This is a genomic window from Tardiphaga sp. vice154, from assembly GCF_007018645.1.
Taxonomy (GTDB): domain Bacteria; phylum Pseudomonadota; class Alphaproteobacteria; order Rhizobiales; family Xanthobacteraceae; genus Tardiphaga.
The window spans coordinates 2,786,499-2,812,227 of record NZ_CP041399.1; the positions used below are offsets into that span (position 1 = coordinate 2,786,499).

24 protein-coding genes are annotated in these 25,729 nt (G+C 65.8%); 12 read left to right on the plus strand and 12 right to left on the minus strand.

Annotated elements, in window-relative coordinates:
• The first annotated feature begins 108 nt into the window (after window positions 1–108).
• Complete coding sequence (locus FIU28_RS13030) at window positions 109–753, plus strand: DUF47 domain-containing protein (RefSeq protein ID WP_143573516.1); 645 nt, start codon at window positions 109–111, stop codon at window positions 751–753.
• A gap of 14 nt (window positions 754–767) precedes the next feature.
• Window positions 768–1,781 carry an inorganic phosphate transporter gene (locus FIU28_RS13035; protein ID WP_143573518.1) on the plus strand — a complete coding sequence of 338 codons (1,014 nt, stop codon included), beginning with the start codon at window positions 768–770 and terminating at the stop codon, window positions 1,779–1,781.
• A gap of 104 nt (window positions 1,782–1,885) precedes the next feature.
• Here FIU28_RS13035 and sugE read toward each other — a convergent pair whose 3' ends face one another.
• A complete protein-coding gene (sugE, locus tag FIU28_RS13040; protein WP_143573520.1) occupies window positions 1,886–2,200 on the minus strand; it encodes a quaternary ammonium compound efflux SMR transporter SugE in 315 nt (104 codons plus the stop codon).
• Between the two features lie 155 nt (window positions 2,201–2,355).
• On the opposite strand from sugE, the gene FIU28_RS13045 reads away from it, so the two are divergent.
• Window positions 2,356–3,975: a peptide chain release factor 3 gene (locus FIU28_RS13045; RefSeq protein ID WP_143573522.1), complete on the plus strand. Its 1,620-nt coding sequence runs from the start codon at window positions 2,356–2,358 to the stop codon at window positions 3,973–3,975.
• A gap of 914 nt (window positions 3,976–4,889) precedes the next feature.
• Here the strand turns inward: FIU28_RS13045 and FIU28_RS13050 are convergent.
• On the minus strand, window positions 4,890–5,870 hold the full coding sequence (locus tag FIU28_RS13050; protein ID WP_143573524.1) for a Bug family tripartite tricarboxylate transporter substrate binding protein: 981 nt from the start codon (window positions 5,868–5,870) through the stop codon (window positions 4,890–4,892).
• Between the two features lie 114 nt (window positions 5,871–5,984).
• On the opposite strand from FIU28_RS13050, the gene FIU28_RS13055 reads away from it, so the two are divergent.
• The 5 genes from FIU28_RS13055 to der all read left to right on the plus strand — a co-directional run bounded on the left by FIU28_RS13055 (window position 5,985) and on the right by der (window position 10,233).
• Window positions 5,985–6,569: an NnrU family protein gene (locus FIU28_RS13055; protein WP_143573526.1), complete on the plus strand. Its 585-nt coding sequence runs from the start codon at window positions 5,985–5,987 to the stop codon at window positions 6,567–6,569.
• A 3-nt stretch (window positions 6,570–6,572) separates the two neighbouring features.
• Window positions 6,573–7,421, plus strand: a complete 849-nt coding sequence (gene panB, locus FIU28_RS13060; RefSeq protein WP_143573528.1) for a 3-methyl-2-oxobutanoate hydroxymethyltransferase — start codon at window positions 6,573–6,575, stop codon at window positions 7,419–7,421.
• Between the two features lie 148 nt (window positions 7,422–7,569).
• Entirely contained in the window at window positions 7,570–8,223 is a 654-nt protein-coding gene (locus FIU28_RS13065; RefSeq protein WP_143573530.1) for a tetratricopeptide repeat protein, read from the plus strand.
• 34 nt (window positions 8,224–8,257) lie between these two features.
• Window positions 8,258–8,785: a hypothetical protein gene (locus FIU28_RS13070; protein ID WP_143573532.1), complete on the plus strand. Its 528-nt coding sequence runs from the start codon at window positions 8,258–8,260 to the stop codon at window positions 8,783–8,785.
• 59 nt (window positions 8,786–8,844) lie between these two features.
• Window positions 8,845–10,233, plus strand: coding sequence for a ribosome biogenesis GTPase Der (gene der / locus FIU28_RS13075; protein WP_143573534.1), 1,389 nt, complete (start codon window positions 8,845–8,847; stop codon window positions 10,231–10,233).
• A gap of 59 nt (window positions 10,234–10,292) precedes the next feature.
• Here der and FIU28_RS13080 read toward each other — a convergent pair whose 3' ends face one another.
• From FIU28_RS13080 to radA, 5 genes are all read right to left on the minus strand, one after another.
• Window positions 10,293–11,426 carry a hypothetical protein gene (locus FIU28_RS13080; protein ID WP_143573536.1) on the minus strand — a complete coding sequence of 378 codons (1,134 nt, stop codon included), beginning with the start codon at window positions 11,424–11,426 and terminating at the stop codon, window positions 10,293–10,295.
• A 221-nt stretch (window positions 11,427–11,647) separates the two neighbouring features.
• Window positions 11,648–12,397, minus strand: a complete 750-nt coding sequence (locus FIU28_RS13085) for an SDR family NAD(P)-dependent oxidoreductase (RefSeq protein WP_143573538.1) — start codon at window positions 12,395–12,397, stop codon at window positions 11,648–11,650.
• A gap of 163 nt (window positions 12,398–12,560) precedes the next feature.
• On the minus strand, window positions 12,561–14,072 hold the full coding sequence (gene purF / locus FIU28_RS13090; RefSeq protein WP_143573540.1) for an amidophosphoribosyltransferase: 1,512 nt from the start codon (window positions 14,070–14,072) through the stop codon (window positions 12,561–12,563).
• A 61-nt stretch (window positions 14,073–14,133) separates the two neighbouring features.
• Window positions 14,134–14,766, minus strand: coding sequence for a CvpA family protein (locus FIU28_RS13095; protein ID WP_143573542.1), 633 nt, complete (start codon window positions 14,764–14,766; stop codon window positions 14,134–14,136).
• Between the two features lie 169 nt (window positions 14,767–14,935).
• On the minus strand, window positions 14,936–16,414 hold the full coding sequence (gene radA / locus FIU28_RS13100; protein WP_143573543.1) for a DNA repair protein RadA: 1,479 nt from the start codon (window positions 16,412–16,414) through the stop codon (window positions 14,936–14,938).
• A 387-nt stretch (window positions 16,415–16,801) separates the two neighbouring features.
• Here radA and FIU28_RS13105 point away from each other — a divergent pair, with 387 nt between their 5' ends.
• Together FIU28_RS13105 and FIU28_RS13110 are read left to right on the plus strand one after the other, a co-directional pair.
• A complete protein-coding gene (locus tag FIU28_RS13105) occupies window positions 16,802–17,176 on the plus strand; it encodes a hypothetical protein (RefSeq protein ID WP_143573545.1) in 375 nt (124 codons plus the stop codon).
• A 149-nt stretch (window positions 17,177–17,325) separates the two neighbouring features.
• On the plus strand, window positions 17,326–18,921 hold the full coding sequence (locus FIU28_RS13110) for a hypothetical protein (RefSeq protein WP_246660959.1): 1,596 nt from the start codon (window positions 17,326–17,328) through the stop codon (window positions 18,919–18,921).
• Here the strand turns inward: FIU28_RS13110 and alr are convergent.
• The 3 genes from alr to FIU28_RS13125 all read right to left on the minus strand — a co-directional run bounded on the left by alr (window position 18,894) and on the right by FIU28_RS13125 (window position 22,056).
• Window positions 18,894–20,060 (minus strand): alanine racemase, encoded by a 1,167-nt coding sequence (gene alr, locus FIU28_RS13115; protein WP_143573547.1) that lies wholly within the window; start codon window positions 20,058–20,060, stop codon window positions 18,894–18,896. The genes FIU28_RS13110 and alr overlap by 28 nt on opposite strands.
• Before the next feature lie 84 nt (window positions 20,061–20,144).
• Entirely contained in the window at window positions 20,145–20,459 is a 315-nt protein-coding gene (locus FIU28_RS13120; protein WP_143573549.1) for a hypothetical protein, read from the minus strand.
• 94 nt (window positions 20,460–20,553) lie between these two features.
• Window positions 20,554–22,056 (minus strand): replicative DNA helicase, encoded by a 1,503-nt coding sequence (locus FIU28_RS13125; RefSeq protein WP_143573551.1) that lies wholly within the window; start codon window positions 22,054–22,056, stop codon window positions 20,554–20,556.
• Between the two features lie 345 nt (window positions 22,057–22,401).
• On the opposite strand from FIU28_RS13125, the gene FIU28_RS13130 reads away from it, so the two are divergent.
• On the plus strand, window positions 22,402–22,635 hold the full coding sequence (locus FIU28_RS13130) for a hypothetical protein (RefSeq protein ID WP_143573553.1): 234 nt from the start codon (window positions 22,402–22,404) through the stop codon (window positions 22,633–22,635).
• Between the two features lie 273 nt (window positions 22,636–22,908).
• Window positions 22,909–23,961: a hypothetical protein gene (locus tag FIU28_RS13135; protein WP_143573555.1), complete on the plus strand. Its 1,053-nt coding sequence runs from the start codon at window positions 22,909–22,911 to the stop codon at window positions 23,959–23,961.
• Window positions 23,962–24,077: 116 nt separating this feature from the next.
• Here FIU28_RS13135 and rplI read toward each other — a convergent pair whose 3' ends face one another.
• Window positions 24,078–24,668: a 50S ribosomal protein L9 gene (rplI, locus tag FIU28_RS13140; RefSeq protein ID WP_143573556.1), complete on the minus strand. Its 591-nt coding sequence runs from the start codon at window positions 24,666–24,668 to the stop codon at window positions 24,078–24,080.
• A gap of 46 nt (window positions 24,669–24,714) precedes the next feature.
• Complete coding sequence (locus FIU28_RS13145; protein ID WP_143573558.1) at window positions 24,715–25,674, minus strand: hypothetical protein; 960 nt, start codon at window positions 25,672–25,674, stop codon at window positions 24,715–24,717.
• Window positions 25,675–25,729: the final 55 nt, after the last annotated feature.

Below are 25,729 nucleotides of genomic sequence, written 5' to 3' on the forward strand. Positions count from 1 at the left end.
GGACACCGCCCGTGCATTTTCCCGACCCCGTCAAAATGCTTTATGACAGCCATGTGACAGGGTGCCGCCTGCCGGCGTGCCCTGAGCCTTCCTGACATCCGGGTCAACATGCTGCGCTGGTTTCGAACTTTTTTGCCGCGTGAAGAGCGCTTCTTCGATCTGTTCGCCCGCCATTCGGCGACTGTGGTGCTGGGCGCCGAAGCGCTGCAGGGCGTGTTGCGCGGCGGCGAAGAGACGCCGGTGTACTGCCAGCGCGTCAACCAGTTCGAGAACGATGCCGACGCCATCACGCGGGAAGTGCTGACCGCGGTGCGTCGCACCTTTATCACCCCGTTCGACCGCGTCGACATCAAGAACCTGATCACCGCGCTGGACGATTCCATCGACCAGATGCAGCAGACCGCCAAGGCGGTGATCCTGTTTGAGGTGCGCCAATTCGAGCCGCCGATGCGCGAGATCGGCACGCTGCTGGTCGAATGCGCCAAGCTGGTCAGCCGCGCGCTGCCCTTGATGCAGAACATCGGCGACAATGTCGGGCTTTTGACCGCCATCACCGAGGAAGTCGGCAAGCTGGAAGGCCGCGTCGATGACCTGCACGACATCGGGCTGAAGGAACTGTTCCTCAAGCACCGCGAGGCCAACACGATGGACTACATCGTCGGCGCGGAGATCTACAAGCATCTGGAGAAGGTGGCGGACCGTTTCGACGACGTCGCCAACGAGATCAACAGCATCGTCATCGAACAAGTCTAGGGCAGGGCCGCACAGTGGACGCCACGCTCGCTTTTCCGGTGCTGATCGGCCTGATCGCTGTCGCGCTGCTGTTCGACTTCCTCAATGGCTTGCACGATGCGGCCAATTCGATCGCCACCATCGTCTCGACCCGCGTGCTGCGCCCGCAATATGCGGTGTTGTGGGCGGCGTTTTTCAACTTCATCGCCTTTGCCGTGTTCGGCCTGCACGTCGCCAACACGATCGGCACGGGGATCATCGACCCGCATGTGATCGACGCGCCGGTGATCTTCGGCGCTCTGATGGGCGCCATCGTCTGGAACCTGATCACCTGGGCGCTCGGCATCCCGTCGAGTTCCTCGCACGCGCTGATCGGCGGGTTGCTCGGCGCCGGCCTCGCCAAGGCGGGCTTCGCCGCCGCCGAATGGAAGGGCCTGTCGATGGCGCTGTTGGCCATCGTGCTGTCGCCGCTGGTCGGCTTCCTGCTGGCGCTGCTGCTGACGGCGATCGTGTCCTGGGCCTCGGTGCGCTCGACGCCGTTTGCGATCGACCGCGCCTTCCGCATTCTGCAGTTCGTCTCGGCCTCGCTGTATTCGCTCGGCCATGGCGGCAACGACGCGCAGAAGACCATGGGCATCATCGCGGTGCTGCTGTACTCGCAGGGCCATCTCGGCAGCGAATTTTCGGTGCCGTTCTGGGTGGTGCTGTCGTGCCAGGCGGCGATGGCGCTGGGCACGCTGATGGGCGGCTGGCGCATCGTCCGCACCATGGGCCTGCGCATTACCAAGCTGACGCCGATGCAGGGTTTTTGCGCCGAGACCGGCGGCGCGGCCACGCTGTTCATGGCGACGTTCCTCGGCGTTCCCGTCTCGACCACCCACACCATCACCGGCGCCATCGTCGGCGTCGGCGCGGCGCGCCGGGTCTCGGCGGTACGCTGGAACGTGGCGAGCTCGATCGTCTACGCCTGGGTCATCACCATCCCGGCGTCGGCGATCGTCGCCGCGCTGTCGTACTGGGCCGTGACGCTGCTGCACGTCAGGTTCTGACCCAGTTTTGTAGCCCGGATGAAGCGAAGCGAAATCCGGGATCAGCGTTTCAGCATAAGCGGTTGCCCTGGATTGCGCTTCGCTCCATCCAGGCTACTCATGCCTCAGCTCACCAGCTTCAGCCCGACGATTCCGGCCACGATCAACCCGATGCAGGCGATCCGGGCGAAGCTCGAGGGGTCGCCGAACAGGATGATGCCCAGGATCGCGGTGCCGACGGCGCCGATCCCGGTCCATACCGCGTAGGCCGTGCCCATCGGCAGCGTCTTCAGCGCCATCGCCAGCATGCCGACCGAGGCGGTCATGCTGGTCAGGGTCAGCACCGAGGGAACCAGCTTGGTGAAACCTTCGGTATATTTCAGCCCGACCGCCCAGCCGACCTCGAGCAGACCCGCGATGAACAACAGCAACCACGCCATGACAGCCTCCGGAACAAGCAGGCCGTCCTGCGAATGGATTGGGGTCGGAGGTCGTCCTCCACCTCCCTATATGCGACACGCGAGATCGGGCTGCAACCACCGCAATCCCGTCAAATTCCCTTGATTGCGCCGGGTTTCCCTGCCACAGGCACGTCATGTCCGACATTGCCATCCCCACAGACCAGCCCGCACCCTCCACCTTTGCCGCCGAGGTGGCGCGCCGCCGCACCTTTGCGATCATCTCGCATCCTGACGCCGGCAAGACCACGCTGACGGAAAAGCTGCTGCTGTTCGGCGGCGCCATCAATCTCGCCGGTCAGGTCCGCGCCAAGGGCGAGCGCCGCTCGACCCGTTCCGACTGGATGAAGATCGAGCGCGACCGCGGCATCTCGGTCGTCACCTCGGTGATGACCTTCGAGTTCCAGGACCTCGTCTTCAACCTCTTGGATACGCCGGGCCATGAAGACTTCTCCGAAGACACCTATCGCACGCTGACCGCCGTCGACTCCGCCGTGATGGTGATCGACGCCGCCAAGGGCATCGAGGCGCGCACGCTGAAGCTGATCGAGGTCTGCCGTCTTCGCGACATCCCGATCATCACCTTCATCAACAAGATGGACCGCGAAAGCCGCGACACCTTCGATCTGCTGGACGAGATCGAGAAGACGCTGGCGCTCGACACCACGCCGATGACCTGGCCGGTCGGCCGTGGCCGCGACTTCCTCGGCACCTACGACATCCACACCGGCGGCATCCGCCTGCTGGAAGGCGGCGGCGCCAAGACCGGTGCGGCCGAGCAGATCGAGGTCGCCGATCTCGCCGCACGCCATCCCAATCTCGACGTCTCCGAGACGCTGGAAGAGCTGGCGCTGGTCAAGGAAGCCAGCAAGCCGTTCGACCTGCAGGCGTTTCGCGAGGGCCACATGACCCCGGTGTATTTCGGTTCGGCGCTGCGCAATTTTGGCGTTGGCGATCTGCTGCAGGGGCTCGGCCAGTTCGCGCCGCCGCCGCGCGCGCAGGAGGCCAATTTGCGCAAGGTTGAGGCCGACGAGCTGCGCATGTCCGCCTTCGTGTTCAAGATCCAGGCGAACATGGATCCCAACCACCGCGACCGCATTGCGTTTGCGCGTCTCTGCTCCGGCAAGCTGACGCGGGGCATGAAGGCCAAGCTGGTGCGCACCGGCAAGAACATGTCGCTGTCGAGCCCGCAGTTCTTCTTCGCGCAGGACCGCGCTTTGGCGGACGAGGCCTATGCCGGCGACGTCGTCGGCATTCCCAACCACGGCACGCTGCGGATCGGCGACACGCTGACCGACGGCGAGGACCTCACCTTCATCGGCGTGCCCTCGTTTGCGCCGGAAATCGTCCGCCGCGTGCGGCTCGGCGACGCCATGAAGGCGAAGAAGCTGAAGGAAGCGCTGCAGCAGATGTCGGAGGAGGGCGTCGTGCAGGTGTTCCGCCCGCGCGACGGCGCGCCAGCTCTGGTCGGCGTCGTCGGTCCCCTGCAGCTCGACGTGCTGAAGGCGCGGCTCGATGCCGAATACCAGTTGCCGGTGAGTTTCGAGGTCTCGGAATTCTCGCTGGCGCGCTGGATCTCCAGCGACACGCCGAAGAAGCTCGAGGCCTTCATGACCGCCAACAATTCCGGCGTCGCCGACGACGTCGACGGCGATCCGGTATTCCTGGCCAAGAACGACTTCTACCTGAACTATACCAAAGAGCGCGCCGAAGGTATCGTGTTCGCGGATATCAAGGACGTGAAGAAGAAGGTGTGAGGCGGGGGCGGGGCGCTCTTTCTTACCCTCCCCCTTGCGGGGAGGGTGGCCCGGCGTAGCGAAGCGTAGCCGGGTCGGGTGGGGGTAGCGACAGACGCCGTCGCCCGCGGCACCCCCACCCCGGCCTCCGATTTCGCGATGCTTCGCATCGCTTCGCTCGGCCGACCCTCCCCGCAAGGGGGAGGGGCACTACTGGCGCTCTCGTGTCGCACGCGACGGTGCAAATGTTTTCCTGCATCCCTTGACCATATTCCTGTATAGATTATAATCCTTGCCGTCCTGCCCCATTGAGAGGGGCGATCGCGATCGTCACGATGGCGGGGCGGGATGCGGTGGACGCCGGAGATGCGGCGTCGCGCGGTGCAAAAGAGAGGTCCGACGTCGGGTCGGGACACCGTCAATGCGCCAGGATTCCACTGGCGCGGCGACACCGTCCCCTCCGACCGAAGACAGCTCTCGCGTATCTCGCGGCGGACGAACGTATCGCCCGCGAACGGCCCAAGCTGCGATGGCCCCGATCCACGCCCTGGATCATGGATGGTGCGCTAAGGCTGGTCGGGCACCAGGGGGTGTCGTGGAGCAAGTCGCAAACCCACCGCGTGCGGAACGCCGGTTGATCCGGTGATCCGAAAGTCCTGGCGCATTCCACTTGCCGTCTACGGCTGGCGTCAGGCCCAAGGGTGCATCGGGCACCCGGCGTTCCGCGCGCCCTCTTCGGATAAGAGGGCGGGAATGCCGCACACCTCGGACGCCCCGGGCGCCGCGAGAACGCGAAACTGTGCGCGCTGTTTGACATTCACAGAGGAACATTGGGGCGGCGCGCGAGGTCGCGTAGCCCGTATGAGCGAAGCGATATGCGGGTTTGATGTAGAACGCAGGCGCCCCGCATTTCGCTTCGCTCATGCTAGCTACAACTACTCAATCCTGATCTTCGCCTTCTGGATCACATCCGCCCACAGCTTCTTCTCGTCCGCCATCCGCTTGCGTAGTTCGTCCGGCGACGACGGCGACGGCGTGATGAGCTGCAGTTTCAGCCGCTCTATCACCGCGGGTTCGGCCAGCGACTGCGTGACTTCGGCATTGATCTTCGCCACCAGATCCTTCGACAACCCGCCGGGGCCGACCAGCGCGTTCCAGGCGTCGGACTGCACGTCGATGCCGCTTTCCTTAAGCGTCGGCACGTCGGGCAGAAACGGCGAACGCGCAGCCGTCGTCACCGCCAGCAGCTTCACCGTGCCGGAGGATAGCTGCGGCGTGACGCCGATCGCGGGCAGGCAGGCGACCTGGACGTCGCCGCGGATCAGCGCCGTCGTCGCCGCCGGCGACGAGGGGTAGGGGATGTGGACCATCGGCGCACCGGCCTGTTGCGCGATCGCTTCCATGCAGAGCTGCGACAGCGAGCCCACGCCGATCGAGCCGTAAGCGAGGCCACCCGGCGCGGCCTTCGCCTTGGCGAGAAATTCCGCGACGCTCGCAACACCGAGCGAGGTCGGCACCGCGAGCACGCTGGGGAGCTGCGTCAACAGCGTGATCGGCGCGATATCGGTGTCCGGATTGTACGGCAGGCGCGCGAACAGCAGCGTGTTGATGGCCAAAGGCCCGCCCAGCGAAATGCCGATCGTGCCGCCGTCGGGCACGGCCTTGGCGATCGCGTCGGTGCCGATATTGCCCGACGCGCCTGGCTTGTTCTCCACCACGAAATTCGAGCCGGGATGCCGCGCCTGCAGACTGTCGGCGAGCACGCGGGTGACGATGTCCGGCGAGGAGCCGGCGCCGAACGGCACGATCAGCCGCACCAGTTTCGGCGGCCACGCGACCTGCTGCGCTAAGCCCGCCTGCGCCATTGCGATCAGCGCGACCAGCGCCAGCATCCCGCAGGCCTTGTTCCGCAGCATTGCGTGTCTCCCTCGAAAAGTGGTACCCGAAACGACCAGGCGGGGTTCGCCGGGCGCGGACCATAGTTGGAATCGCATGGCGGGCAAATGGCCTGCGCACGGGGGAGAAATTCGGTGGGACTGAGCGTCATGATCCTCGGCCTGGTGCTGTTTCTGGGCGTGCACCTGGTCTCCACCCGGCGCGAGCTGCGCGCCCGGCTCATCGCGAAACATGGCGAGAGCCTGTACAAGCTCGGCTATGCGCTGGTCTCGGCGCTGGGCCTGGCGCTGATCGTCTGGGGCTTTGCGAAATATCGCGCCACCGGCTGGATCGACATCTGGTATCCGCCGGCCGGGATGCGCCACGTCACCGTGGCCTTGATGCTGCCCTCGGCGGTGCTGCTGGTCGCGGCCTACGTCCGCGGCGGCATCTACCGCGTGGTCAAGCATCCGATGCTGACCGCGGTGAAGCTGTGGGCCTTCGCGCATCTGCTGTCGAATGGCGACCTCGGCTCGATCATCCTGTTCGGCGCGTTCCTCGCCTGGGCGGTGGTCGATCGTATCTCGCTGAAGCGCCGCAGCGATCCCGGCGGCCCGCCGATCCCGGTCGGCGGTTCGCTCAACGACGTCATCGCGGTCGCCGTCGGCATCGTCGTCTATCTCGCGCTCGGCTTTGCCTTCCACCCGGTGGTGATCGGCGTCCCGGTGTTTGGAGCTTAAAACATGTCTGTCCAATCGGCGATCAAGCGCAAGACCGCGCCGGATATCTTTGCGCGCAAGAACGGCGAGCCGATCGTGATGCTGACCTCGTATCACGCGCATACGGCAGCGCTGGTCGATCGCTATTGCGACGTCATCCTGGTCGGGGACTCGCTCGGCAATGTGATGCACGGTTTCGAGACTACGCTTCCCGTCACGCTGGAGATGATGATCCTGCAGGGCCGCGCCGTGATGCGCGGCTCGCAGGCAGCCCTCGTCGTCGTCGATATGCCGTTCGGCTCCTATGAAGCCTCCAAGGAGCAGGCGTTCCTGTCCGCGGCGCGGATCCTGAAGGAGACGCATTGCGGCGCGGTGAAGCTGGAAGGCGGCGTGCGGATGGCGGAGACCATCGAATTCCTGACCACGCGCGGCATTCCGGTGATGGGCCATATCGGGCTGACGCCGCAATCGATCAACACGCTGGGCTCGTTCCGCTCGCAGGGCCGCGCCGAGGCCGAGGCTCTCGCCCGCGGCGACAATGAAGGCGGGCCGATCCAGAACGATGCGCTCGCGGTGGCGCAGGCCGGCGCGTTCTCGGTCGTCGTCGAGGCGGTCGCCGAGCCTCTGGCGCGAAAAATCACCGAGACGATCGCGATCCCGACCATCGGCATCGGCGCGTCGGCGGCCTGCGACGGCCAGGTGCTGGTGCTGGAAGACATGCTCGGCCTGTCGGCAAGGGTGCCGAAATTCGTCAAGCGCTTCGGCAATCTCGGGCCGATGATCGAAGCGGCCATCGAGGGCTACGCCACCGAAGTCCGCGCCCGTAGCTTTCCTGGCCCGGAGCATGTCTACGGCACCAAGCCGAAGGCGTGAGGGCCGGCATCGGGTGTCTGCGCCTTGCTGACGCCCGCTTTGCCTTGGCGCTGCCATAACGCTAGGATATCGCCGCCGCCATTGCCGGGAACATGATTCCGGGCGCCGTCTGGGTCGAGCGCGGTCAATCGCGACAGGAAATCTCCAAGTGTCTGAATTATTTAGTGAAGTTGACGAAGACCTGCGCCGCGAACGGCTCAAGCGAATTTGGGATCGCTATTCTCTGCTGATTATCGCCGTGGCGGTCTTGATCGTCGGCGGTGTCGGCGGCTGGCGCGGCTACAGCTATCTCGAGGGCAAGAAGGCAGCCGAGGCCGGTGCGGCGTTCGACCGCGCCGCCGACCTCGCCGAACAGAACAAGCATGCCGAGGCGGAAGCCGCCTTCACCAAGCTGGCCGCGGAAGCCCCGTCCGGTTACCGCACTTTGGCGCGGCTGCGCGCCGCCGCCGAGGCCGCCCCGCGCGATCCCGCCGCGGCGATCAAGATGTATGACGAGATCATCGCCGATCGCGCCGTGTCGGCGTCGGAGCAGGACCTGGCGCGGCTGCGCGCCGCTGGACTGCAGATCGACACCGCGCCCTATGATGCGCTGCTGGCCCGGCTGGAGCCCGCCACGGCGATCACCGGCACCTACCGCCACACCGCGCGCGAATTGCTGGCGCTGTCGGCCTGGCGCGCCAACAACGCCGCAGCGACCCGGCAGTGGCTCGACATGATCGCCAATGACGCCGAGACACCGCCGACGCTGCGCACCCGCGCCGAGGCGCTGGCCGCGCTGCTGCCGCCGGCCGCCAAGAGCTGATCCTGCTAATATTTCGCTGAGTGAGAAGCCGTCCATGCGCCCTGTGCAACGCCTCGTATCCGCCGCCGTCCTGATCGCACTGTCCGGTGCGCTGACCGGCTGCGGCAGCATGACCGGCTGGGATCCCTCAGACCTGCTCGACTTCCTCGACACCAAGAAGAAGCTGCCCGGCGACCGCAGGCCGGTTTTCCCGGAAGGCGTCCCCGGCCTGCAGCAGGGCGTGCCGAAGGAGCTCTACAAGGACAGCGTCGAGCAGCAGCAGCGCGACGAGGCGGCAAGGGCTGCTGCGGCGGCCGCGGCTCCGCCGGCCGCCGAGCCGAAGGGCCGCAAGTCGAAGGCCCGTGTCAATGTCGGCGCGGTGCGCAGCGAGCCGGGGGCTGCCCCCGAAGCGGCTGAGGAAGGCGCGCCTGCCGCCGTGCCGGCCGAGCCGAAGGGCCGCAAGATCACCCGGCGCCGTACCACGGCACCTCCCGCCGATGCCCCGGCGGCCGCCGCGCCGGCCCCGGCCCAGGCCACCACGCCATTCCCGGCACCGGTCCCCTCCGGCACCTTTACCCGCTAGATCGCCGCATTCCGGCCGATTGCATTGACAGGCGTCCGCGAAAGGGCGCACGGAACAGCATGTCTTTCACGATTGCCATTATCGGCCGACCCAATGTCGGCAAATCCACGCTGTTCAACCGTCTGGTCGGGCAGAAGCTCGCGCTGGTCGATGACACGCCCGGCGTCACCCGCGATCGCCGCGAGGGCGAAGGCAAGCTCGGCGACCTCGAATTCACCCTGATCGACACCGCCGGGCTGGACGAGGGCCCGAAGGGCTCGCTGACGGCGCGGATGCAGGAGCAGACCGAAACCGCGATCGGCCTCGCCGACGCCCTGCTGTTCGTGATCGACGCCCGCGCCGGCCTCACGCCCAACGACCGCGCCTTCGCCGATTTCGCCCGCCGCGCCGACAAGCCGGTGGTGCTGGTCGCCAACAAGTCCGAAGGCCGCCATGGCGAGCTCGGCGCGATGGAGAGCTACGCGCTGGGGCTGGGCGAACCGATCCAGATCTCCGCCGAACACGGCGAAGGCCTGTCCGACCTCTATGATTCCTTGCGCGATATCATGCCGGAGCCGCCGGAGGACGTCGAAGATTTCGACGACGACGACATCATCGAAAGCGAAGAAGACATCGCCAAGCGGCCGATCCGCGTCGCCATCGTCGGCCGTCCCAACGCCGGCAAGTCGACCACGATCAATTACCTGCTCGGCGAGGAGCGGCTGCTGACCTCGGCGGAGGCCGGCACCACGCGCGACTCGATTTCCGTCGAGGTCAACCACAAGGGCCGCGAATTCCGCATCTTCGACACCGCCGGCCTGCGCCGCCGCTCGCGGATCGAGGAGAAGCTGGAGAAGCTGTCGGTCGCCGACGCGTTGCGCGCGATCCGTTTCGCCGAAGTCGTCGTGCTGATGATGGACTCGCAGACCAAGTTCGAGGAGCAGGACCTGCGCATCGCCAACCTGATCGAGCGCGAAGGCCGCGCGCTGGTCGTCGCGGTCAACAAGTGGGACCTGATGAGCCAGAAGGGCAGCCTGGTCACCGATTTGCGCACCGACGTCGACCACATGCTGCCGCAGGTCAAAGGCGTGCCGATCGTCCCGATCTCCGGCCTGATGGGCGAGGGGATCGACAAGCTTATGAAGGCGATCGAGGAATCCTACGCGGTGTGGAACAGGCGGGTGCCGACCGCGTCGCTGAACCGCTGGTTCGAGCAGGCGGTCGATGCCAACCCGCCGCCGTCGGTGTCGGGCCGCCGCCTCAAGCTGAACTACGCGACGCAGGCCAAGGCGCGGCCGCCGAGCTTCATCGTGTTCTGCTCGCGCGCCGACGCGGTGCCGGAATCATACCTGCGCTACCTCGTCAATTCGATGCGGACCTTCTTCGATCTGCCGGGCACGCCCATTCGCATCACGCTGCGCGAAAAGGCCAACCCCTTCGCCCACAAGCGCAAGCGACCGACGAGGTAAGGCCCTCATGACCCTTCCGCGCTGTTTGCGGGGAGAGGTCAAGGCGACTGCGCTCATTGCTACTTCAGCGCGTCCGATACCAGCCTGAATTTCTGGATGCGCTTGCCGGTGTCGACTTCCGCCGTGTAGACGCTGCCCTTGGCGTCGACCGCCATCGCGTGAATCCAGTGGAACTGGCCAGCGTTGCGGCCGCTGCGACCGAAGCTGCCGACCACGCGGCCGTCATCGCGGTTGAGGATGCGGACTTCATTGTTCTCGCCGTCGGCGGTGAGCAGCCAAGTCTGCTTCGGATCCGGCCATAATGCGAGATCCCACACCGCGCCGTTGCCGAGCGTGTTCTTCTCGAAGAACCACTCCTTCACGAACGTGCCGTCCTTCTTGAAAACCTGGACGCGGTTGTTGATGCGGTCGCAGACATAGACGAGTCCGTCGTTCGCGATCTTCACGCAATGCACGGGGTTGGCGAACTGCTGCGATACCGGCGCTTTCGGATCGTAGGCGGCCTGCTTGTCGTCATTCGGCTTGTTGCCATAGGCGCCCCAGTGCCTGATGTAGGCGCCGGTGGTGGCATCGAACACGATGATGCGGCGGTTGCCATATCCGTCGGCGACGTAGATCTCGTTGGCGTCCTTGTCGATCGCGGTTTCGGCGGGCTTGCCGAGCTGGGTTGTATCGTTGCTGCCCTTGCTCGGCCCGATCGTGCCGATCTGCATCACATACTTGCCGTCCAGCGTGAATTTCAGGATCGCATTGTCGTTGTCGAGATTGCCGCCGACCCAGACGAAGCCCTTTTCGTCGACCTCGATGCCGTGTTCGCGGCCGACCCAGGTGTAGCCTTCACCGGGGCCGCCCCACGAACGCAGCAAATTGCCGTCGGAATCGAATTCGAGCACCGGCGGTGCCGAGACGCAGCATTTGGAGCGCGGCGGGGTGAGGCCGGCGCCGTTCTCGTCCTCGGTCAGCGAACGGGGCCGGTGGATCACCCAGATGTGGCCCTGCGCATCGACCGTAATGCCGCCGACCTGGCCGAAGATCCAGTTGTTCGGCAGCGGCTTCGGCCAGGATGCCTCGACCTCGAAGCGCGGGATGTCGGCGGCGGAAGCGGAGAGGGTGGTGAGGGCGATCGCGACCCATGCCAGCGCATTGCAGGCGAGCAACCCGACCAGATGACCACGTCGCGACAGTGGCTTCATGGCAGCCTCCCTGTTTGCGTTGCGGGTTGGTCCCGCTTGGCAGGGAGTGAAGTACCGCAAGCATGCAGTGTCAATCTTGCGGCGCACGCACGTCAACAGACTCAGATTGTCATCCCCGCGGATGCCGGGATCCAGTAAACGCAAGCAGCAGCGTTTACTGGATCGCCCGGTCAAGCCGGGCGACGACAGGGGAGCGTGAGGCGCGTGGTGCGCGCGGTCGCTTACGCCGGCGGCATAAAGTTGAGCAGGCTTCGCGTTGTGTAGTCGTAGAGCTTGCCGGTCTGTGTCCATTCCGGCGAACACATCGGCACCATCAGCTCCGCGACGTCCTCGGGCTTCGTCAGCGTCATCGGGTCCTCACCGGGAAACACCGTGGCGCGCAGGCGGGTGCGGATCGGGCCGGGGTCGAACAGATTGACGCGGATGGCGGTCGAGGCGGTCTCCACAGCCCAGCTCCGCGCCAACGCTTCCAGCGCGGCCTTGGCGGCGGCGTAGGGGCCGCGATAGGCCGGCGCGAGGTGCGCGGCGTCGGCGGTGACGAACACCGCGCGTCCCGCGTCTGACTGTTTCAGCAGCGGGTCCATGCAGCGGATCAACTGAAAGTTGGCGGTGGCGTTGACGGCTATCACCTCGTTCCACGGCTTCAGCTCGATATGGCCGAGCGGCGATGACGGGCCGGGCATGGCGGCATTGCCAATCAGGATGTCGAGCCTGCCGTGGCGCTCGTGCAGCGCGGCGCCGAGCCGCGCGATGCCGTCGACGTCGGTGAGGTTGAGCGGCACCAGCGTGGCGCTGCCGCCCAGCGCACGGATTGCATCGTCGAGTTCTTCCAGCGCGCCTTGCGTGCGCGCGACCGCCACGACATGCGCGCCGGCGCGCGCCAGCGCCAGCGCGGCTGCGCGGCCGAGGCCGCGCGAGGCGCCGGTTACGAGGGCGATGCGGGAGGCGAGGGGAAGCGCGGGATCAGGCATGGACGGGCTCATAACTCGGGGTGGTCGTCCCCGCGAAAGCGGGGACCTATACACGCCGAGGGTTATGATGCGGAACACGGCCCGTGTCTAATCTTGTGCGAAAGCCAAAGGGTCGGAGGCTATCAGTCCACGCGTTCGCGGGGACGACGGCGAAGGAAGCGAGCTAGCTCGCTTCCGCCAGCAATGACAGCTGCCTAGGCGCTTCGATCTCGTGCATGTCGGTGAGCGGGGTCGGGTAGTCGCCGGTGAAGCAATGGTCGGCGAATTTCGGATGCGCGGGATCGCGGCCGGGTTCGCCCATCGCGCGGTAGATGCCGTCGACCGAGACGAAGGCCAGCGAGTCGGCTCCGATCAGCTCGCACATTTCTTCCAGCGTATGGGTGGCGGCGAGCAGCCCGTTACGGTCCGGCGTGTCGATGCCGTAATAATCGGGATGGGTGATCGGCGGCGACGCGATGCGGAAGTGCACTTCCTTCGCGCCGGCGTCGCGCATCATCTTGACGATCTTCTTCGAGGTGGTGCCGCGCACCAGGCTGTCGTCGATCAAGACGATGCGCTTGCCTTCGATCGCAGCCCGATTGGCAGAATGCTTCATACGCACGCCCAGTTCGCGAACGCTCTGGGTGGGCTGGATGAAGGTGCGGCCGACATAGTGGTTGCGGATGATGCCGAGCTCGAACGGGATGCCGGATTCGCGGGAATAGCCGATCGCCGCCGGCACGCCGGAATCGGGCACCGGGACGATGACGTCGGCCTCGACATGGGTCTCGCGGGCGAGCTGCGCGCCCATCGCCTTGCGGGTGTCGTAGACCGAGCGACCGCCGACGACCGAGTCGGGACGGGCGAAGTAAATGTATTCGAAGATGCAGGGGCGCGGCGGCTGCGGCGCAAACGGCTTGTGGCTCTGCGCGCCTTGCTCGTCGAACACGATGACTTCGCCGGGCTCGATGTCGCGGATGTATTTCGCTCCGATGATATCGAGCGCGCAGGTCTCCGACGCCAGGATCGGCGAGCCGTCGAGATCGCCCAGCACCAGCGGCCGGATGCCGAGTGGATCGCGGGCGCCGACCAGCTTCTTGTTGGTCAATGAAACCAGCGCATAGGCGCCCTCGATGGCGCGCAGCGCCTCGATGTAGCGGTCGATGAAACGGTTGCGCTTGGAATGCGCGACCAGATGCAGGATCACCTCGGTGTCGGTGGTCGACTGCATCATCGAGCCGTTCCTGACGAGCTCGCGGCGCAGCGTCAGGCCATTGGTCAAATTGCCATTATGCGCGACGGCAAAGCCGCCGGCATTGAGTTCGGCGAACAGCGGCTGCACGTTGCGCAAAATGGTTTCGCCGGTGGTCGAATAGCGGGTGTGGCCGATCGCGGCGGTGCCGGGCAGGCGGTCGATGACCTCGCGGCGGGAGAAGGTATCGCCGACCAGGCCGAGCCGGCGTTCCGAATGAAACCGCGCGCCGTCGAAGGCGACGATACCGGCGGCTTCCTGACCGCGGTGCTGCAAGGCGTGCAGGCCGAGGGCGGTAATCGCGGCGGCGTCGGGGTGGTTGTAGATACCGAACACACCGCACTTTTCGCGCAGCATGTCGCCGTCTAGATCGTTGTCGCGCAGGTTGTGGTTGCTGTCAGGTTCCAGGCTCGGCTTCGCTGCGTCGTGAAAAGGGCTTTGCATTGGTCAACGCCTCTCTTGTCGCAAGAAACTCAGCGAGAAAACTTAACAAGCCTACCAACAATTACTTTGTGGCAGGTTTACCATCGATCAGCTTTTTAAGGCTGTCGCGTGCCGGCTTCGAATAGCCATCGCCCGCACCCGGCAAAGCCGGTCCGGTTTCAGTGGCATCCTCGCCGGGCTTGTCCTTCTTGAATCTCTTCAAGATGGTGTTCTCGGGGTCATCCGGCAAGAGCGACATCAGCCAGTTGCCGGTGGATTCGAGTACCACGCGCGATTTGGCGGCGGTGACCCAGTCCGGACGCTGCTTGTCGGGCACCAGCCATGCAAAGAACAGGAAAGCGACGACGACGATCAGGAGGCCGCGGGCGAGGCCGAACAGGAAGCCGAGCGTGCGATCCAGCGCTCCGATCCGCGAATCGAGGATCATGTCCGAGATCCGCACCGTGATGATCGAGACCACGACCAGCGTGCCGATGAACACGCCGGCGATCACCACGACGGTGGCGACGGTGTCATTGTCGATATAGGTCTTGGCGGAAGGCAGCAGCTTCTGGAATGCGAACAGCGTGACCACGGCGGCGGCGCCCCACGCCGCGATCGACAGGATCTCCCGCATGAAGCCGCGGACCATCGCGAGCAAGCCGGAGATCAGCATCACCGCGAGCAGCACAAGATCGAGAATCGTTATCGGCATCGGCTGGTCAGGTCCGCTCGGTGGCGTTCAGGCGAATCGGCGCAAGGCGGCCGGTCCGCGTGACGGTGATATGGCACGTCCGGCAGGGGCGGAAAACAGCAAAGCCAAACTCCGCCACAGCCTTGTTGCTTCCCGCTATAGCGGCGGAGACGGCTGGCGTCACGCCGGATCAGCCGTCCTGGCGCTTGAATCGGGCGGGGGCGGCGTTTTTCTCCGCCGCTGTGCTTTTGCTGTCGCCGTTTCCATTGGCATTGTCGCGGGCCGGCTTGACGCCGCGCGCCGCGATATCCGCGACCAGCGTGGTGAGGCCGCCGACGGCATTGAGCGACAGGCCGGCATCGCCGCCGGCGTCGCCGCGGGTCGATTCCGGCAGCACCGCGCGGGCAAAGCCGAGCTTGGCGGCTTCCTTCAGCCGCGCCGAGGTCAGCGACACCGGGCGCACCGCGCCGGACAGCGAGATCTCGCCGAAATACACCGCATCCGGCGGCAGCGGCGCGTTGCACAGCGAGGAGACGAGTGCGGCGGCGGCGGCCAGATCGGCGGCGGGCTCGTTGATGCGCAGGCCCCCGGCGACGTTGAAATAGACGTCGTAGCCGGACAGCTTGACGCCGCAATGCGCCTCCAGCACCGCCAGCACCATCGACAGCCGGGAGGAATCCCAGCCGACCACGGCGCGGCGCGGCGTGCCCAGCGTCGTGGGGGCGACCAGCGCCTGCAGTTCCACCAGCACCGGGCGGGTGCCCTCCATGCCGGCGAATACCGCGGTGCCCGGCGAGCCCAGATCGCGATCCGACAGGAACAATTCCGACGGATTGGAGACTTCGCGCAGCCCCAGCCCGGTCATCTCGAACACGCCGATCTCGTCGGTCGGCCCGAAGCGATTCTTGACCGCCCGCAGAATGCGGAACTGCTGCGAGCCTTCGCCCTCGAACGACATCACGGCATCGACCATGTGCTCGACCACGCGAGGCCCGGCGATCTGGCCGTCCTTGGTGACGTGGCCGACCAGGATGATGGTGGCGCCGGATTTCTTGGCAAACCTGATCAGCGCCTGCGCCGAGGCGCGCACCTGGGTCACGGTGCCCGGCGCCGACTCCACCGTGTCGGTCCACATGGTCTGGATCGAGTCGATCACGATCAGCCGCGGCACCGCGCCTTCCGACAGGGTCGCGACGATGTCCTCGACCGAGGTCTCGGAGGCCAATTGCACCGAGGCATCCGACAGGCCGAGCCGCTCGGCGCGCAGCCGCACCTGGGCGACGGCTTCTTCGCCGGAGATGTAGACGACGCGGTGCCCGGCGCGGGCCATCAGCGAGGTGGCTTGCGTGAGCAGCGTCGATTTGCCGATGCCGGGATCGCCACCGATCAACAGCACCGAGCCGCGCACGAAGCCGCCGCCGGTGACGCGGTCGAGCTCGGCCATGCCCGACGGGATGCGCGGGGCATCGGCGCTCTTGCCGGTCAGGCTTTCCAGGTTGAACAGCCGGCCCTTGCGCTTGGAGCGCGCCGACACCGGAATCGTGGTGGCGCCGGTGGTGTCTTCCTCAGCCAGCGAATTCCACTCGCCGCACGCCTCGCACTTGCCCTGCCACTTGTTATAGGCGGCACCGCAGTTCTGGCAGACGAAGGAGAGGGAGTTCTTGGCCATTGGGGCAATCGCTGTCGGGGAGGGCGGTTGTCGAAGTTTCCGGTTTGTTCTTCTGTATATGAAGCGGCACGTCAATGGCAATCTCTGCCGAACGTGCCGGGACGGGCTGCAATAGCTGACGTTCGGCTGTGCGGTTGTCCGGCGGTGGCCTCGTCTCTCACCTCACCTTGAGAGGACGTCGCCACATCGGGCAGAATTCCAGGACGGTAGCGGCTCGGTCCGCGGCGCGCATGCCGCAACAATGCAAACCGCACGATGCTGGCGCATCCGTCCTTAAGCATGTTCGTCAAGGTAAATAACAACCCGTCGTTGACGGCAGGTGGTGTTCGCTTAAGTCTCGCGCATCACACGATAAGGCCCTTTCAACGCTCGTCACGGGATTTGATCATGAAGAAATTGATGGCTGCTACACTGTTCGCCGGGCTCGCCGCGATGGCGTTGCCGAATTCCGCTTCGGCCGGCTGCTACAATTGCTACGCGCCGCCGCCGTGCCCGACCTGCTACCAGCAGCAGGTGGTGCCGCCGCAGTACCGCACCGTCGAGGAGACGGTGATGGTGTCGCCCGGCCGCACCATCGCCCGCCGCACCCCGGCGCAGTATGAGACCGTGATGGTTCCGAAGACCGTGATGGTCGCGCCGTCGCGCGTCGAATACGAGCAGATCCCGCCGGAATACGCCACGCAGCAGCGCGTCCAGATGGTCGCTCCGGCGCAGACCTATTACGTGCCGGTGCGGCCGCGCTGCGGATCGTGCGGCTACTGAACGATCGGCATAACATTCGGGACGACGACAATCGGCCGCCATGTGCGGCCGATCTGCCATGGGGAGGCCAGCGCATGGTGGCCACCGGGCCGGCATTCACCGGATCATAACACCGCATCGGTAGGATCGGCGCGATAGGAGCGCCCTGCATGGCTGATGCGGCCGAGTTTCACGAAATCGCCGGGCCGGGGACACCGGCGCATCGGCAGGATACGCTGTGGTGGCTCGCGGCCGTGACGCTGGCGGTCGTGCTGGCGGTGCCGTTCTTCCTCGTCGATGTGCCGCCGGTGCTGGACTATCCGAACCACCTTGCGCGCTATTTCGTGCTCGCCCATCCCGACGATCCCGTACTCTCGCAAATCTACGCGCCGGCCTGGCGTGTTCTGCCCAATTTGGCGTTCGACGTGCTCGGTGCGGAGCTGCTCAAGGTGGTGCCGGTCCATGTCGGCGGACGCATGTTGCTGGCCCTCAGCCTGTACGCGCCGGTGATCGGCGTCATCGTCTTCAGCCGCGTGGCCTTCGGCCGCTTCCTGTACTGGCCGCTGGCGTCCGGGGTGATCGCCTATAACGGGATTTTCCATCTCGGCTTCATGAATTTTCTGCTGTCGCTCGGGCTGGCGCTGGTCGCCGCCGCCGGCTGGCTGGCGCTGCGCCGGCGCGGCAGCGTGGCGGTGACCGCGCTCGTGGGCGCCGTCTCGGTCGCGATCATCTTCTTCAGCCACATCTTCGGCGTTGTATTGTTCGCGCTGATGCTGGCCGGGCTTGAACTGACGCGGCTGTTCGACCTGCGGCGATCGGGCAGGCTCGATACGTCACAGGTACTGCAGACGGTGGGGCTGGCCGCCGCCGTGCTCGTTCCTCTGGTCGGCCTGTACCTCCCCAGTCCGGTTTCGCAGGGGCTGCTGCTTGGCGACTGGGGCGGCATCGACAAGATCGGCGCATTGCTCATGCCGTTCGCCACCTACAGTATGGCTGTCACAGCCATCACCGCTGTTGCGGTCCTGATCCTGCTGGTGTTGAACCGGCAATATTTCGAGATCGCGCCGGGCATCGGGCTGGTGATGATCGCGCTTCTGCTGATCTACGCGGCAGCACCGATCACCGTGGGCCGCGGCAGCTTCGTCGATTCCCGGCTCTGCGTGATGCTGGCCTTTGTCGGCTTTGCGGGCGCCGCGCCGCGCATGACGTCGCAGCGCGCCGTGGTCGCCGCCGTGGTTCTTGCGACCCTGATCGGCGCGCGCAGCGCCTATATTTCATGGGTCTGGATCGATCACCGGCACGACGTCGCCGAACTCCGCAGCGCCATTGCATCGGTTCCGTCCGGCGCCCGCGTTCTCACAGCCCGGGCGCGACCTAGCGTTGAGACCGCTGTCGGCCGGCCGTCGCGGGCGCTGGCATCGATCTTCCGGCTGGACGGTCATTTGCCCGCCCTGCTGTTGATCGAACGGCGCGCTGCCTGGCCTTTGTTGTTTGCCGACAACAGCCAGCAGCCGTTGATCGTGAAGCCGGCTTACGCGGCGATCGCGCAGCCGCTGGAGGAACCGGTGCTGTGGGCAACCCTGCGGCGGGACAGCTACACGGCGAAGGAACTGGAAGACGCGCATTATCTCCCGAACTGGCGCTCGAAGTTCGACTACGTCCTGCTGACCGACCTGCCTGCGGACGTCATGCCTTTAGACGGTCTGTCCCTGGTCACGAAAACCAGTTCGGCCATTCTCTACAAGGTCGCCGCGCCGCCCTTGTAGACCCGATGGTAACGGCGTCCCAGGCTGGTCAGCACCTCATAGGCGATGGTTCCGAACGGACGTGCCAGCTCATCGACCGTGATGCCGTCGCCGATCAGCGTCACCCATTGCCCGCGGCGGGCGGTGCCCGCGGGCAGGTCGGTGATATCCACCGCGAGCAGGTCCATCGAGACGCGGCCGGCGACCGGGCAGCGCTGCCCGGCGACGATCACATCGGCGCCGCGGGTGCCATCGCTGGAGCCGCCGGCGCGCAGATAACCATCAGCATAGCCGGCCGCGACCACCGCGATGCGCGACGCGCGACGCGCCGTCCAGGTCGCGCTGTAGCCGACGGTCTCGCCGCGCTCGACCTGGCGGATCTGCAGGATGCGGGCCTTGAGATCGACCACAGGCGCCATCGGATTGTCGGCCTCCGGTGTCGGATTGACGCCGTACAGTGCGGCCCCCGGACGCATCAGGTCGAAATGATAGGAACCGCCGAGGAAGATGCCGGAAGAATTCGCCAGAGAGGCCGGCACGCCATCATAGCGCCCGGCGACCGCGCGGAAATTCGCGAGCTGCCGGGCGTTGAGCGGGTGCTTGATGTTTTCGGCGCAGGCGAGATGCGTCATGACCAGCGTGATGCCGTGATTGCCCGCCGCGATCCGCGGCACGATGTTTTCAGCGTCGGAAAGGCTTAGGCCGAGCCGGTTCATCCCGGTGTCGATATGCAGTGCCGCGCCGCCGCGCCAGCCGGATTGCCGGCAGTAAATGTCCCATTCGGCGAGTTCGGGCAGGTCGCCGATCACCGGGCGGCAGTTGATGGCGGCCAGCGCGTCGCCGGAGTTTTGCAGGAAGCCACTGAGCAGATAGATCGTGGCTTCCTTTGACGCGGCGCGGGCGGCGCGGGCCTCTTCGAGCGTGGCGACGAAGAAGGTCTTGCAGCCGGCCGTGGTCAGCGCACGCACCACGGGATCGATTCCGCAGCCATAGGCGTCGGCCTTCACCGCCGCGCCGCATTCGGCCGGCACGCCGAGCTTCTCGAGCTTCTTCCAGTTTGCCGCGATGGCATCGAGATCGATGGTCAGCACGCCGGTCGCGGTGGCGTCGAGCAGCGCCGCGTTACCGGCGATGGGGTTGGGATCCGACACGATCTTCATGGACATTCCTGACGCAGCATCGATCACGCGATGGCAGCAACGCCCGGCAATCGCAGCGCACAATAGGCGCGCGGGGAAAAGGGTTCAACCGCGCGCGATGGGTGATTGAAGCAGCGCCTGCAGCTTCGGGGCGATCGTGATCAGGCCGCCGGTGATGACCAGAGCGGTCGTAACAACGACGATGATGAAACCTTTGCCCGGCAGATGCGCGACGCGCTCTTCGAGGCGAGCCAAGCGATCGCGGACATCGCGCGAGTCAGCGCGCAACTCGGCCACGTCGCGTTTGATGTATTCGGCGTCGCTCTGCAATTTTCCGAACTCGCCAGGCAGAATATCAGCTGTTCGAGACCGTGCAGTCGCCGTTGCCACATCACCAGGAGTTGCGGGAGGTTCGACCATCGATCCGCTCGTTTAGCTACCCGGCACAAATATAACCGCAATCTCCGGCCCCGGAAAGGCCTCTGGGCGGATAGCCGCTCGCTAGGCGTAGAACTTACTCATGATGCGCGGGCAGGTGGCTTTCACCGACCAGATCGCTGAAGCGGGTAAACTGGCCCTCGAACTGCAGTTCGACGGTGCCGGTCGGGCCGTGGCGCTGTTTCGCAATGATGACTTCGGCGCGGCCGTGTACCAGCGACATGTCGAGCTGCCACTTCTCGTGCTCGGGGGTGCCGGGGCGCGGCTCCTTGTTCTGCAGGTAGTATTCCTCGCGGTAGACGAAGATCACCGCGTCGGCGTCCTGCTCGATCGATCCGGATTCTCTGAGGTCCGAGAGCTGCGGGCGCTTGTCGTCGCGGCTTTCGACCTGGCGCGACAGCTGCGACAGCGCGATCACCGGGCAGTTCAGCTCTTTCGCCAGGGCCTTCAGGCTCGTCGTGATCTCGGTGACTTCCTGCACGCGGTTGTCGGAGCGCTTGCCCGAGCCCTGCAAGAGCTGGATGTAGTCCACCACGATAACGTCGAGGCCCTTCTGCCGCTTCAGGCGGCGGGCGCGCGCGGTGAGCTGCGAGATCGACAGGCCGCCGGTTTCGTCGACGTAGAGCGGCAGGTTCTGCAATTCGATGGTGTGGTCGCGGATCTTCTCGAAGTCGCGCTCCGTGATGCCGCCGCGGCGGATGCTGGAGGACGAGATGTTGGTCTGCTCGGCGAGAATACGCGTCGCTAGCTGTTCGGCCGACATTTCGCAGGAGAAGAAGCCGACGATGCCGCCATTGACGGTCTTCTTGGTGCCGTCGGGCTGCAATTCATGCTGGTAGGCACGGGCGATATTGTAGGCGATGTTGGTGGCCAGCGCGGTCTTGCCCATGCCGGGGCGGCCGGCCAGCACCACGAGATCGGACGCCTGCAACCCGCCGAGGCGGGCGTCGAGATCCTTCATGCCGGTCGAGATGCCGGACAGCTTGCCCTCGCGGTGGTAGGCGTTGGCCGCCATGTCCAGCGCGGTCTTCATCGCCTGCGAGAACTTCTGGAAGCCGCCGTCGTAGCGGCCGGCTTCGGCCAGCTCGTACAGCCGGCGCTCGGCGTCCTCGATCTGCGCGCGCGGCGCAAAGTCCACCGGCGCGTCATAGGCGACGTTGACCATGTCCTCGCCGACATTGATCAACTGCCGGCGGATCGCCAGTTCATAGATCGTGCGGCCGTAGTCGTGGGTATTAATGATGGTGGTGGCTTCGGCCGCCAGCCGGGCGAGGTACTGGCCGACGGTCATGCCGCCGAGGTCGGTGTCGGCCGGCAGGAACGTCTTCAGCGTCACGGGGGTGGCGACCTTGCCGGCGCGGATGATGCTGCTGGCGGTGTCATAGATCGTCTGGTGGATCGGCTCGAAGAAATGGTCGGGCTTCAGGAAGTCCGACACCCGGTAGAAGGCGTCGTTGTTCACCAGCATGGCGCCAAGAACGCTCTGCTCCGCCTCGATATTATGCGGTGCGGTGCGGAACGCGGGCGCGCCCGGTTCCTGCGTCAGTTTGACGATGTTGTTCGAATCGAATGTGGCCATGTCTGATTTTACTTCAAAATTCGTCAGTTACGCGGCCATTCATGGAGGCGCGGCGCGATAAAGCGCCATCGGACGTCGAAGGGAAAGCGGAAGTTGGCGCGTTATGCACCACGCTCATTAAGTGTGGATTAATCGTAAGTTGCCGGCAGACAACCTTGACGGGGATCGGCGTGTTCATGGCCCGTGCCCCGCCACATGGCGAGAATTTCATTTGGCGATTGAACCCGTCGCCACGTTCCGGACACTCATCGGGAACAGCCTGACATCGTCGGTGACAATTCGTAACACCAGCAGGAACCGTGACCGTTGCGCGAGGTTGGTTACGCAACAGGCAAGGAACGCACGATGGCCCTTCTGCAAGAGACAAAGCGCGCGACGTTCGACGGCAGCCGCGACTGGCTCTTCGGCCTCGTAGAAACGCTCGATAGCGTCGAACGGCTCAGCGACGTGCCGTGTGATGATTCAGCCATGCGCGCCATGCGCGCGCGGCTGGCACGCCCGACGACGACGCGATCTGCATCCAACCGTTTTTCTCAGTTCGGATGTTCCCGTTCGCCCGCCGTGTTCCATCGCGGTTAGGCAACCTGCCAGGTCGGTTTCGCACAATTAAAGCCCCGATTCCGGATCTCGCCGCACGCTATTTCTCGCGAATAACGTCGTTCCGGCCGCGGTGCGCTTCACCAGATCCCGCGATATTGATCCAGCGATGCGCAATTCTTAGCAGCAGCCCGATGCCCGGCAGACAGAACTCGCATATCACGCGTTTGAGTTTTCGGCCGGCTTCCATTCGCGGGAGTTTCGGATACAACGGTTCCGCCGCATTCGCGGCGCTTCCATATTCGGAGAATTAGAATGTTGAGCCGAGTGCTCGGCGTGGCCACGGCGATGCTTGTGTTGAGCGTCGCGGCAGTGCCGGCCCAAGCCCAAAATCTCGAAGCCGGCAAATCGCCCTCACAGATCTTCTCGGGCTCCTGCGCGGTTTGCCACAAGAGTCCGCGCGGCCTGCTGAAGTCGGTCGCTCCGGGTTCGCTGCCGGGCTTCCTGCGCCAGCACTATACGACCAGCACCGACATGGCCTCGCAGCTGTCGGCCTATGTGATTTCCAACGGCGCCAACGATCCGCGCGGCGGCGGGTTGACCCGGCAGGGCCAGGATCTGGTGGCCCCGCGCCGGCCGGTCGAGGCTCGGCCAGAGGCAAGGCCTGACGCAAGACCTGACTCAAGGCCGGAAAACGCGCCGGCTGCCGCAGCACCTGCGCCGGCAGCGGAATCGCCCTCGTTCTTCAATTTCGGCCGCAAGCCCGCCGAGCCGCCGCAAGAAGCCGCCCGGCCGGACGCCGAGCCGCCGATGACGGCGCGGCAGAAGCGCGCCGCCGAACGCGCGGCGCGGCGCCTGGAACGCCAGAAGTCCGACGCCGTCCGGCCGACCGAAGCGGCACCGCCGGCCGCCGCAAGGCCTGCCGTGCTGGGAGAGCCCCCGGTCCCGATCGAAAGCGAGCCGGTTCGCCCCGGCAAGCCGAAGGCCGCCAAGAAGAACCGTCGCGGCCAGGAAGAGCCGCCGAAGGCCGATGCGAAGCCCGAAATGGCTCCGCCGAAGCAAGACGCCAAGCCGGTCGCTCGTCCGGTCGAGGAGACCAGACCCGAGCCGGTGAAGCCCGAGCCCCGGCCAGAGCCCGCACCGGCAATGCCGCTTCGGGCCGATCCGGTTCCGGCGGTTACGCCGGCGCCGAAGCCGGCGCCGGAGCTCAAGCCCGAACCGAAGCCAGAGCAGGAATCGCGGCCCGCCGTCGAGCCCTCTTCTTCCGCACCGGTCGCGCCTGCGCCCGCACCGCGCCCGACCGAGCCCGCATTGTCGCCGGTACCCCTGACGCCGCCGGGCGATGCGGTGCCGCCGGCCGCGCGATAACACGTCGCAACAGGTCCGGGCGTCCGTGGAACGGACGCCCGGACCCCAACAGCAAAAAGCCCGGCCTGTGATCAGGCCGGGCTTCTTTGTTTGTCGAGACGGCGAAAGGGCGACGCTTACTTGTCGTCGCCTTCGTCTTCGTCGCTCGGGCGGGCGTCGGGATCGAAGAACTCGCCGGCGGCGGCCAGTGCCTCGGCAGCAGCGTCCTGGTCTTCCTGACGGCTCGAAATGTCTTCGCCGCGGTTGATGCGCTCGGCTTCGGCTTCCGAACGGGCAACCGTGACGCTGACGCTGACTTCGACTTCCGGATGCACGGCGATCGAGATCTTGTGCTTGCCGATGGTCTTGATCGGGGCGTCGAGCAGCACCTGGCTGCGTGCGAAGGTGACGCCGTCGCTCTCGAAGGTCGCGATGATGTCGCGCACGGTGACCGAGCCGAACAGCTGGCCGGTTTCCGAAGCCTGACGCAGCACGACGACGTTGCGACCGTCGATCTTGCCGGCAACCACGGTGGCTTCTTCCTTGGCGACGAGGTTACGCGCCTCGAGGTCGGCCTTCATGCCTTCGAACTTCGAGCGGTTCATCGCGGTGGCGCGCAGCGCCTTGTTGCGCTTGAGCAGGAAGTTGCGGGCATAGCCGTCCTTGACGCGGACGACTTCGCCCATCTGGCCAAGTTTGGCGACGCGCTCCAGCAAAATGACTTCCATCTTAATCTCCTTTGGTTGGTTGAGGTTCGGGTTGGGTGAAGGGGGATCAGGCCGCCGGGGGCGGCGGCGGCCGCTGCGCCAAGCGGTCGCGAAATCCGAAGAAGGCATCGGCCAGGCCCAGCACGACCAAAGCGGCGATCGGCCACACCAGAAAGGTCACCAGCGCATAGGCCGAGCCGAGCCACAGCGCGCGGTTCTTCAGGTTACGGGTCAGCATATGCAGCGTGGCGAAGCCGGTGAGGGCGAAGGCCATGATCAGCGTGGCGCTGACGATCATCGCGAAGATGCCGATCAGGCCATCCTGGAAGGTCAGGGCGATCGCCACGCACAATGCCACCAGGGTCATCGGCGGCATTGCCGTGGTGGTCAGGTCGGGCCAGGAGCGCTGCAGCCGGCCGGACGTTGCGGTGATGCGGCCGGCGACCCACAAATTGAGCGTCAGCGTCATGATCGCAACAAGGGCGGCAGCGGCCGGCGCCATGGCCAGGGTAGCCGCGACGTTGCGGTCGCTGGACGGCACGTCGGAGGCCTGCATGATGCGCACCAGCATCGGGCGCAGCGCGTCGTGGATGGCGGCGCTGTCGGAACCGAGCGTGAGAAGGGCGCCCATCGTGGTCAGCGCGGCAAAGCCCGCGACCCACAGCAGCAGGCGGCCGACCGGATACCATTCGATGACCGGGGCGGTGGCCGGCGTGCCATTGGCGGCGGGGACGGCGGCAACGCGGCGGCCGAGCAGCGCGAGATGGCCAAGCCACCACGCCGGCAGTGCGACGGTCACGACGAACACGGCGAGAAACGACATGCCGAACAAGAGGCCAAGGCCGGTGGCGGCCATGATGCCGCCGATCGAGGCGGCGACCGGGCCCCAGCCGAGGCCCGCCACCACCAACGGCAGCGGCGAAAAATAGAACAGGGGGATAGCGATCAGCGAGCCCGACAACAGCGAGGCGAACATCAGCGCGGACGCAGCGCCCGCGGAAAGCGCGATCAGGAAGGTGGTAAGCATGCGCTGTCCCGCCCCCTTTGAGCGGTTAGATCGACGTCAACGGAAATTCCGCAGC

Excerpts from the sequence above, each read along its gene's own strand:
- radA (WP_143573543.1), bottom strand. The coding sequence starts at position 16,414 with ATGGCCAAGAACTCCCTCTCCTTCGTCTGCCAGAACTGCGGTGCCGCC.
- FIU28_RS13105 (WP_143573545.1), top strand. The coding sequence starts at position 16,802 with ATGAAGAAATTGATGGCTGCTACACTGTTCGCCGGGCTCGCCGCGATG.
- FIU28_RS13135 (WP_143573555.1), top strand. The coding sequence starts at position 22,909 with ATGTTGAGCCGAGTGCTCGGCGTGGCCACGGCGATGCTTGTGTTGAGC.
- FIU28_RS13080 (WP_143573536.1), bottom strand. The coding sequence starts at position 11,426 with ATGAAGCCACTGTCGCGACGTGGTCATCTGGTCGGGTTGCTCGCCTGC.
- FIU28_RS13110 (WP_246660959.1), top strand. The coding sequence starts at position 17,326 with ATGGCTGATGCGGCCGAGTTTCACGAAATCGCCGGGCCGGGGACACCG.
- panB (WP_143573528.1), top strand. The coding sequence starts at position 6,573 with ATGTCTGTCCAATCGGCGATCAAGCGCAAGACCGCGCCGGATATCTTT.
- alr (WP_143573547.1), bottom strand. The coding sequence starts at position 20,060 with ATGAAGATCGTGTCGGATCCCAACCCCATCGCCGGTAACGCGGCGCTG.
- purF (WP_143573540.1), bottom strand. The coding sequence starts at position 14,072 with ATGCAAAGCCCTTTTCACGACGCAGCGAAGCCGAGCCTGGAACCTGAC.
- sugE (WP_143573520.1), bottom strand. The coding sequence starts at position 2,200 with ATGGCGTGGTTGCTGTTGTTCATCGCGGGTCTGCTCGAGGTCGGCTGG.
- rplI (WP_143573556.1), bottom strand. The coding sequence starts at position 24,668 with ATGGAAGTCATTTTGCTGGAGCGCGTCGCCAAACTTGGCCAGATGGGC.
- FIU28_RS13120 (WP_143573549.1), bottom strand. The coding sequence starts at position 20,459 with ATGGTCGAACCTCCCGCAACTCCTGGTGATGTGGCAACGGCGACTGCA.
- FIU28_RS13130 (WP_143573553.1), top strand. The coding sequence starts at position 22,402 with ATGGCCCTTCTGCAAGAGACAAAGCGCGCGACGTTCGACGGCAGCCGC.
- FIU28_RS13125 (WP_143573551.1), bottom strand. The coding sequence starts at position 22,056 with ATGGCCACATTCGATTCGAACAACATCGTCAAACTGACGCAGGAACCG.
- FIU28_RS13045 (WP_143573522.1), top strand. The coding sequence starts at position 2,356 with ATGTCCGACATTGCCATCCCCACAGACCAGCCCGCACCCTCCACCTTT.
- der (WP_143573534.1), top strand. The coding sequence starts at position 8,845 with ATGTCTTTCACGATTGCCATTATCGGCCGACCCAATGTCGGCAAATCC.
- FIU28_RS13145 (WP_143573558.1), bottom strand. The coding sequence starts at position 25,674 with ATGCTTACCACCTTCCTGATCGCGCTTTCCGCGGGCGCTGCGTCCGCG.
- FIU28_RS13050 (WP_143573524.1), bottom strand. The coding sequence starts at position 5,870 with ATGCTGCGGAACAAGGCCTGCGGGATGCTGGCGCTGGTCGCGCTGATC.
- FIU28_RS13085 (WP_143573538.1), bottom strand. The coding sequence starts at position 12,397 with ATGCCTGATCCCGCGCTTCCCCTCGCCTCCCGCATCGCCCTCGTAACC.
- FIU28_RS13070 (WP_143573532.1), top strand. The coding sequence starts at position 8,258 with ATGCGCCCTGTGCAACGCCTCGTATCCGCCGCCGTCCTGATCGCACTG.
- FIU28_RS13030 (WP_143573516.1), top strand. The coding sequence starts at position 109 with ATGCTGCGCTGGTTTCGAACTTTTTTGCCGCGTGAAGAGCGCTTCTTC.
- FIU28_RS13095 (WP_143573542.1), bottom strand. The coding sequence starts at position 14,766 with ATGCCGATAACGATTCTCGATCTTGTGCTGCTCGCGGTGATGCTGATC.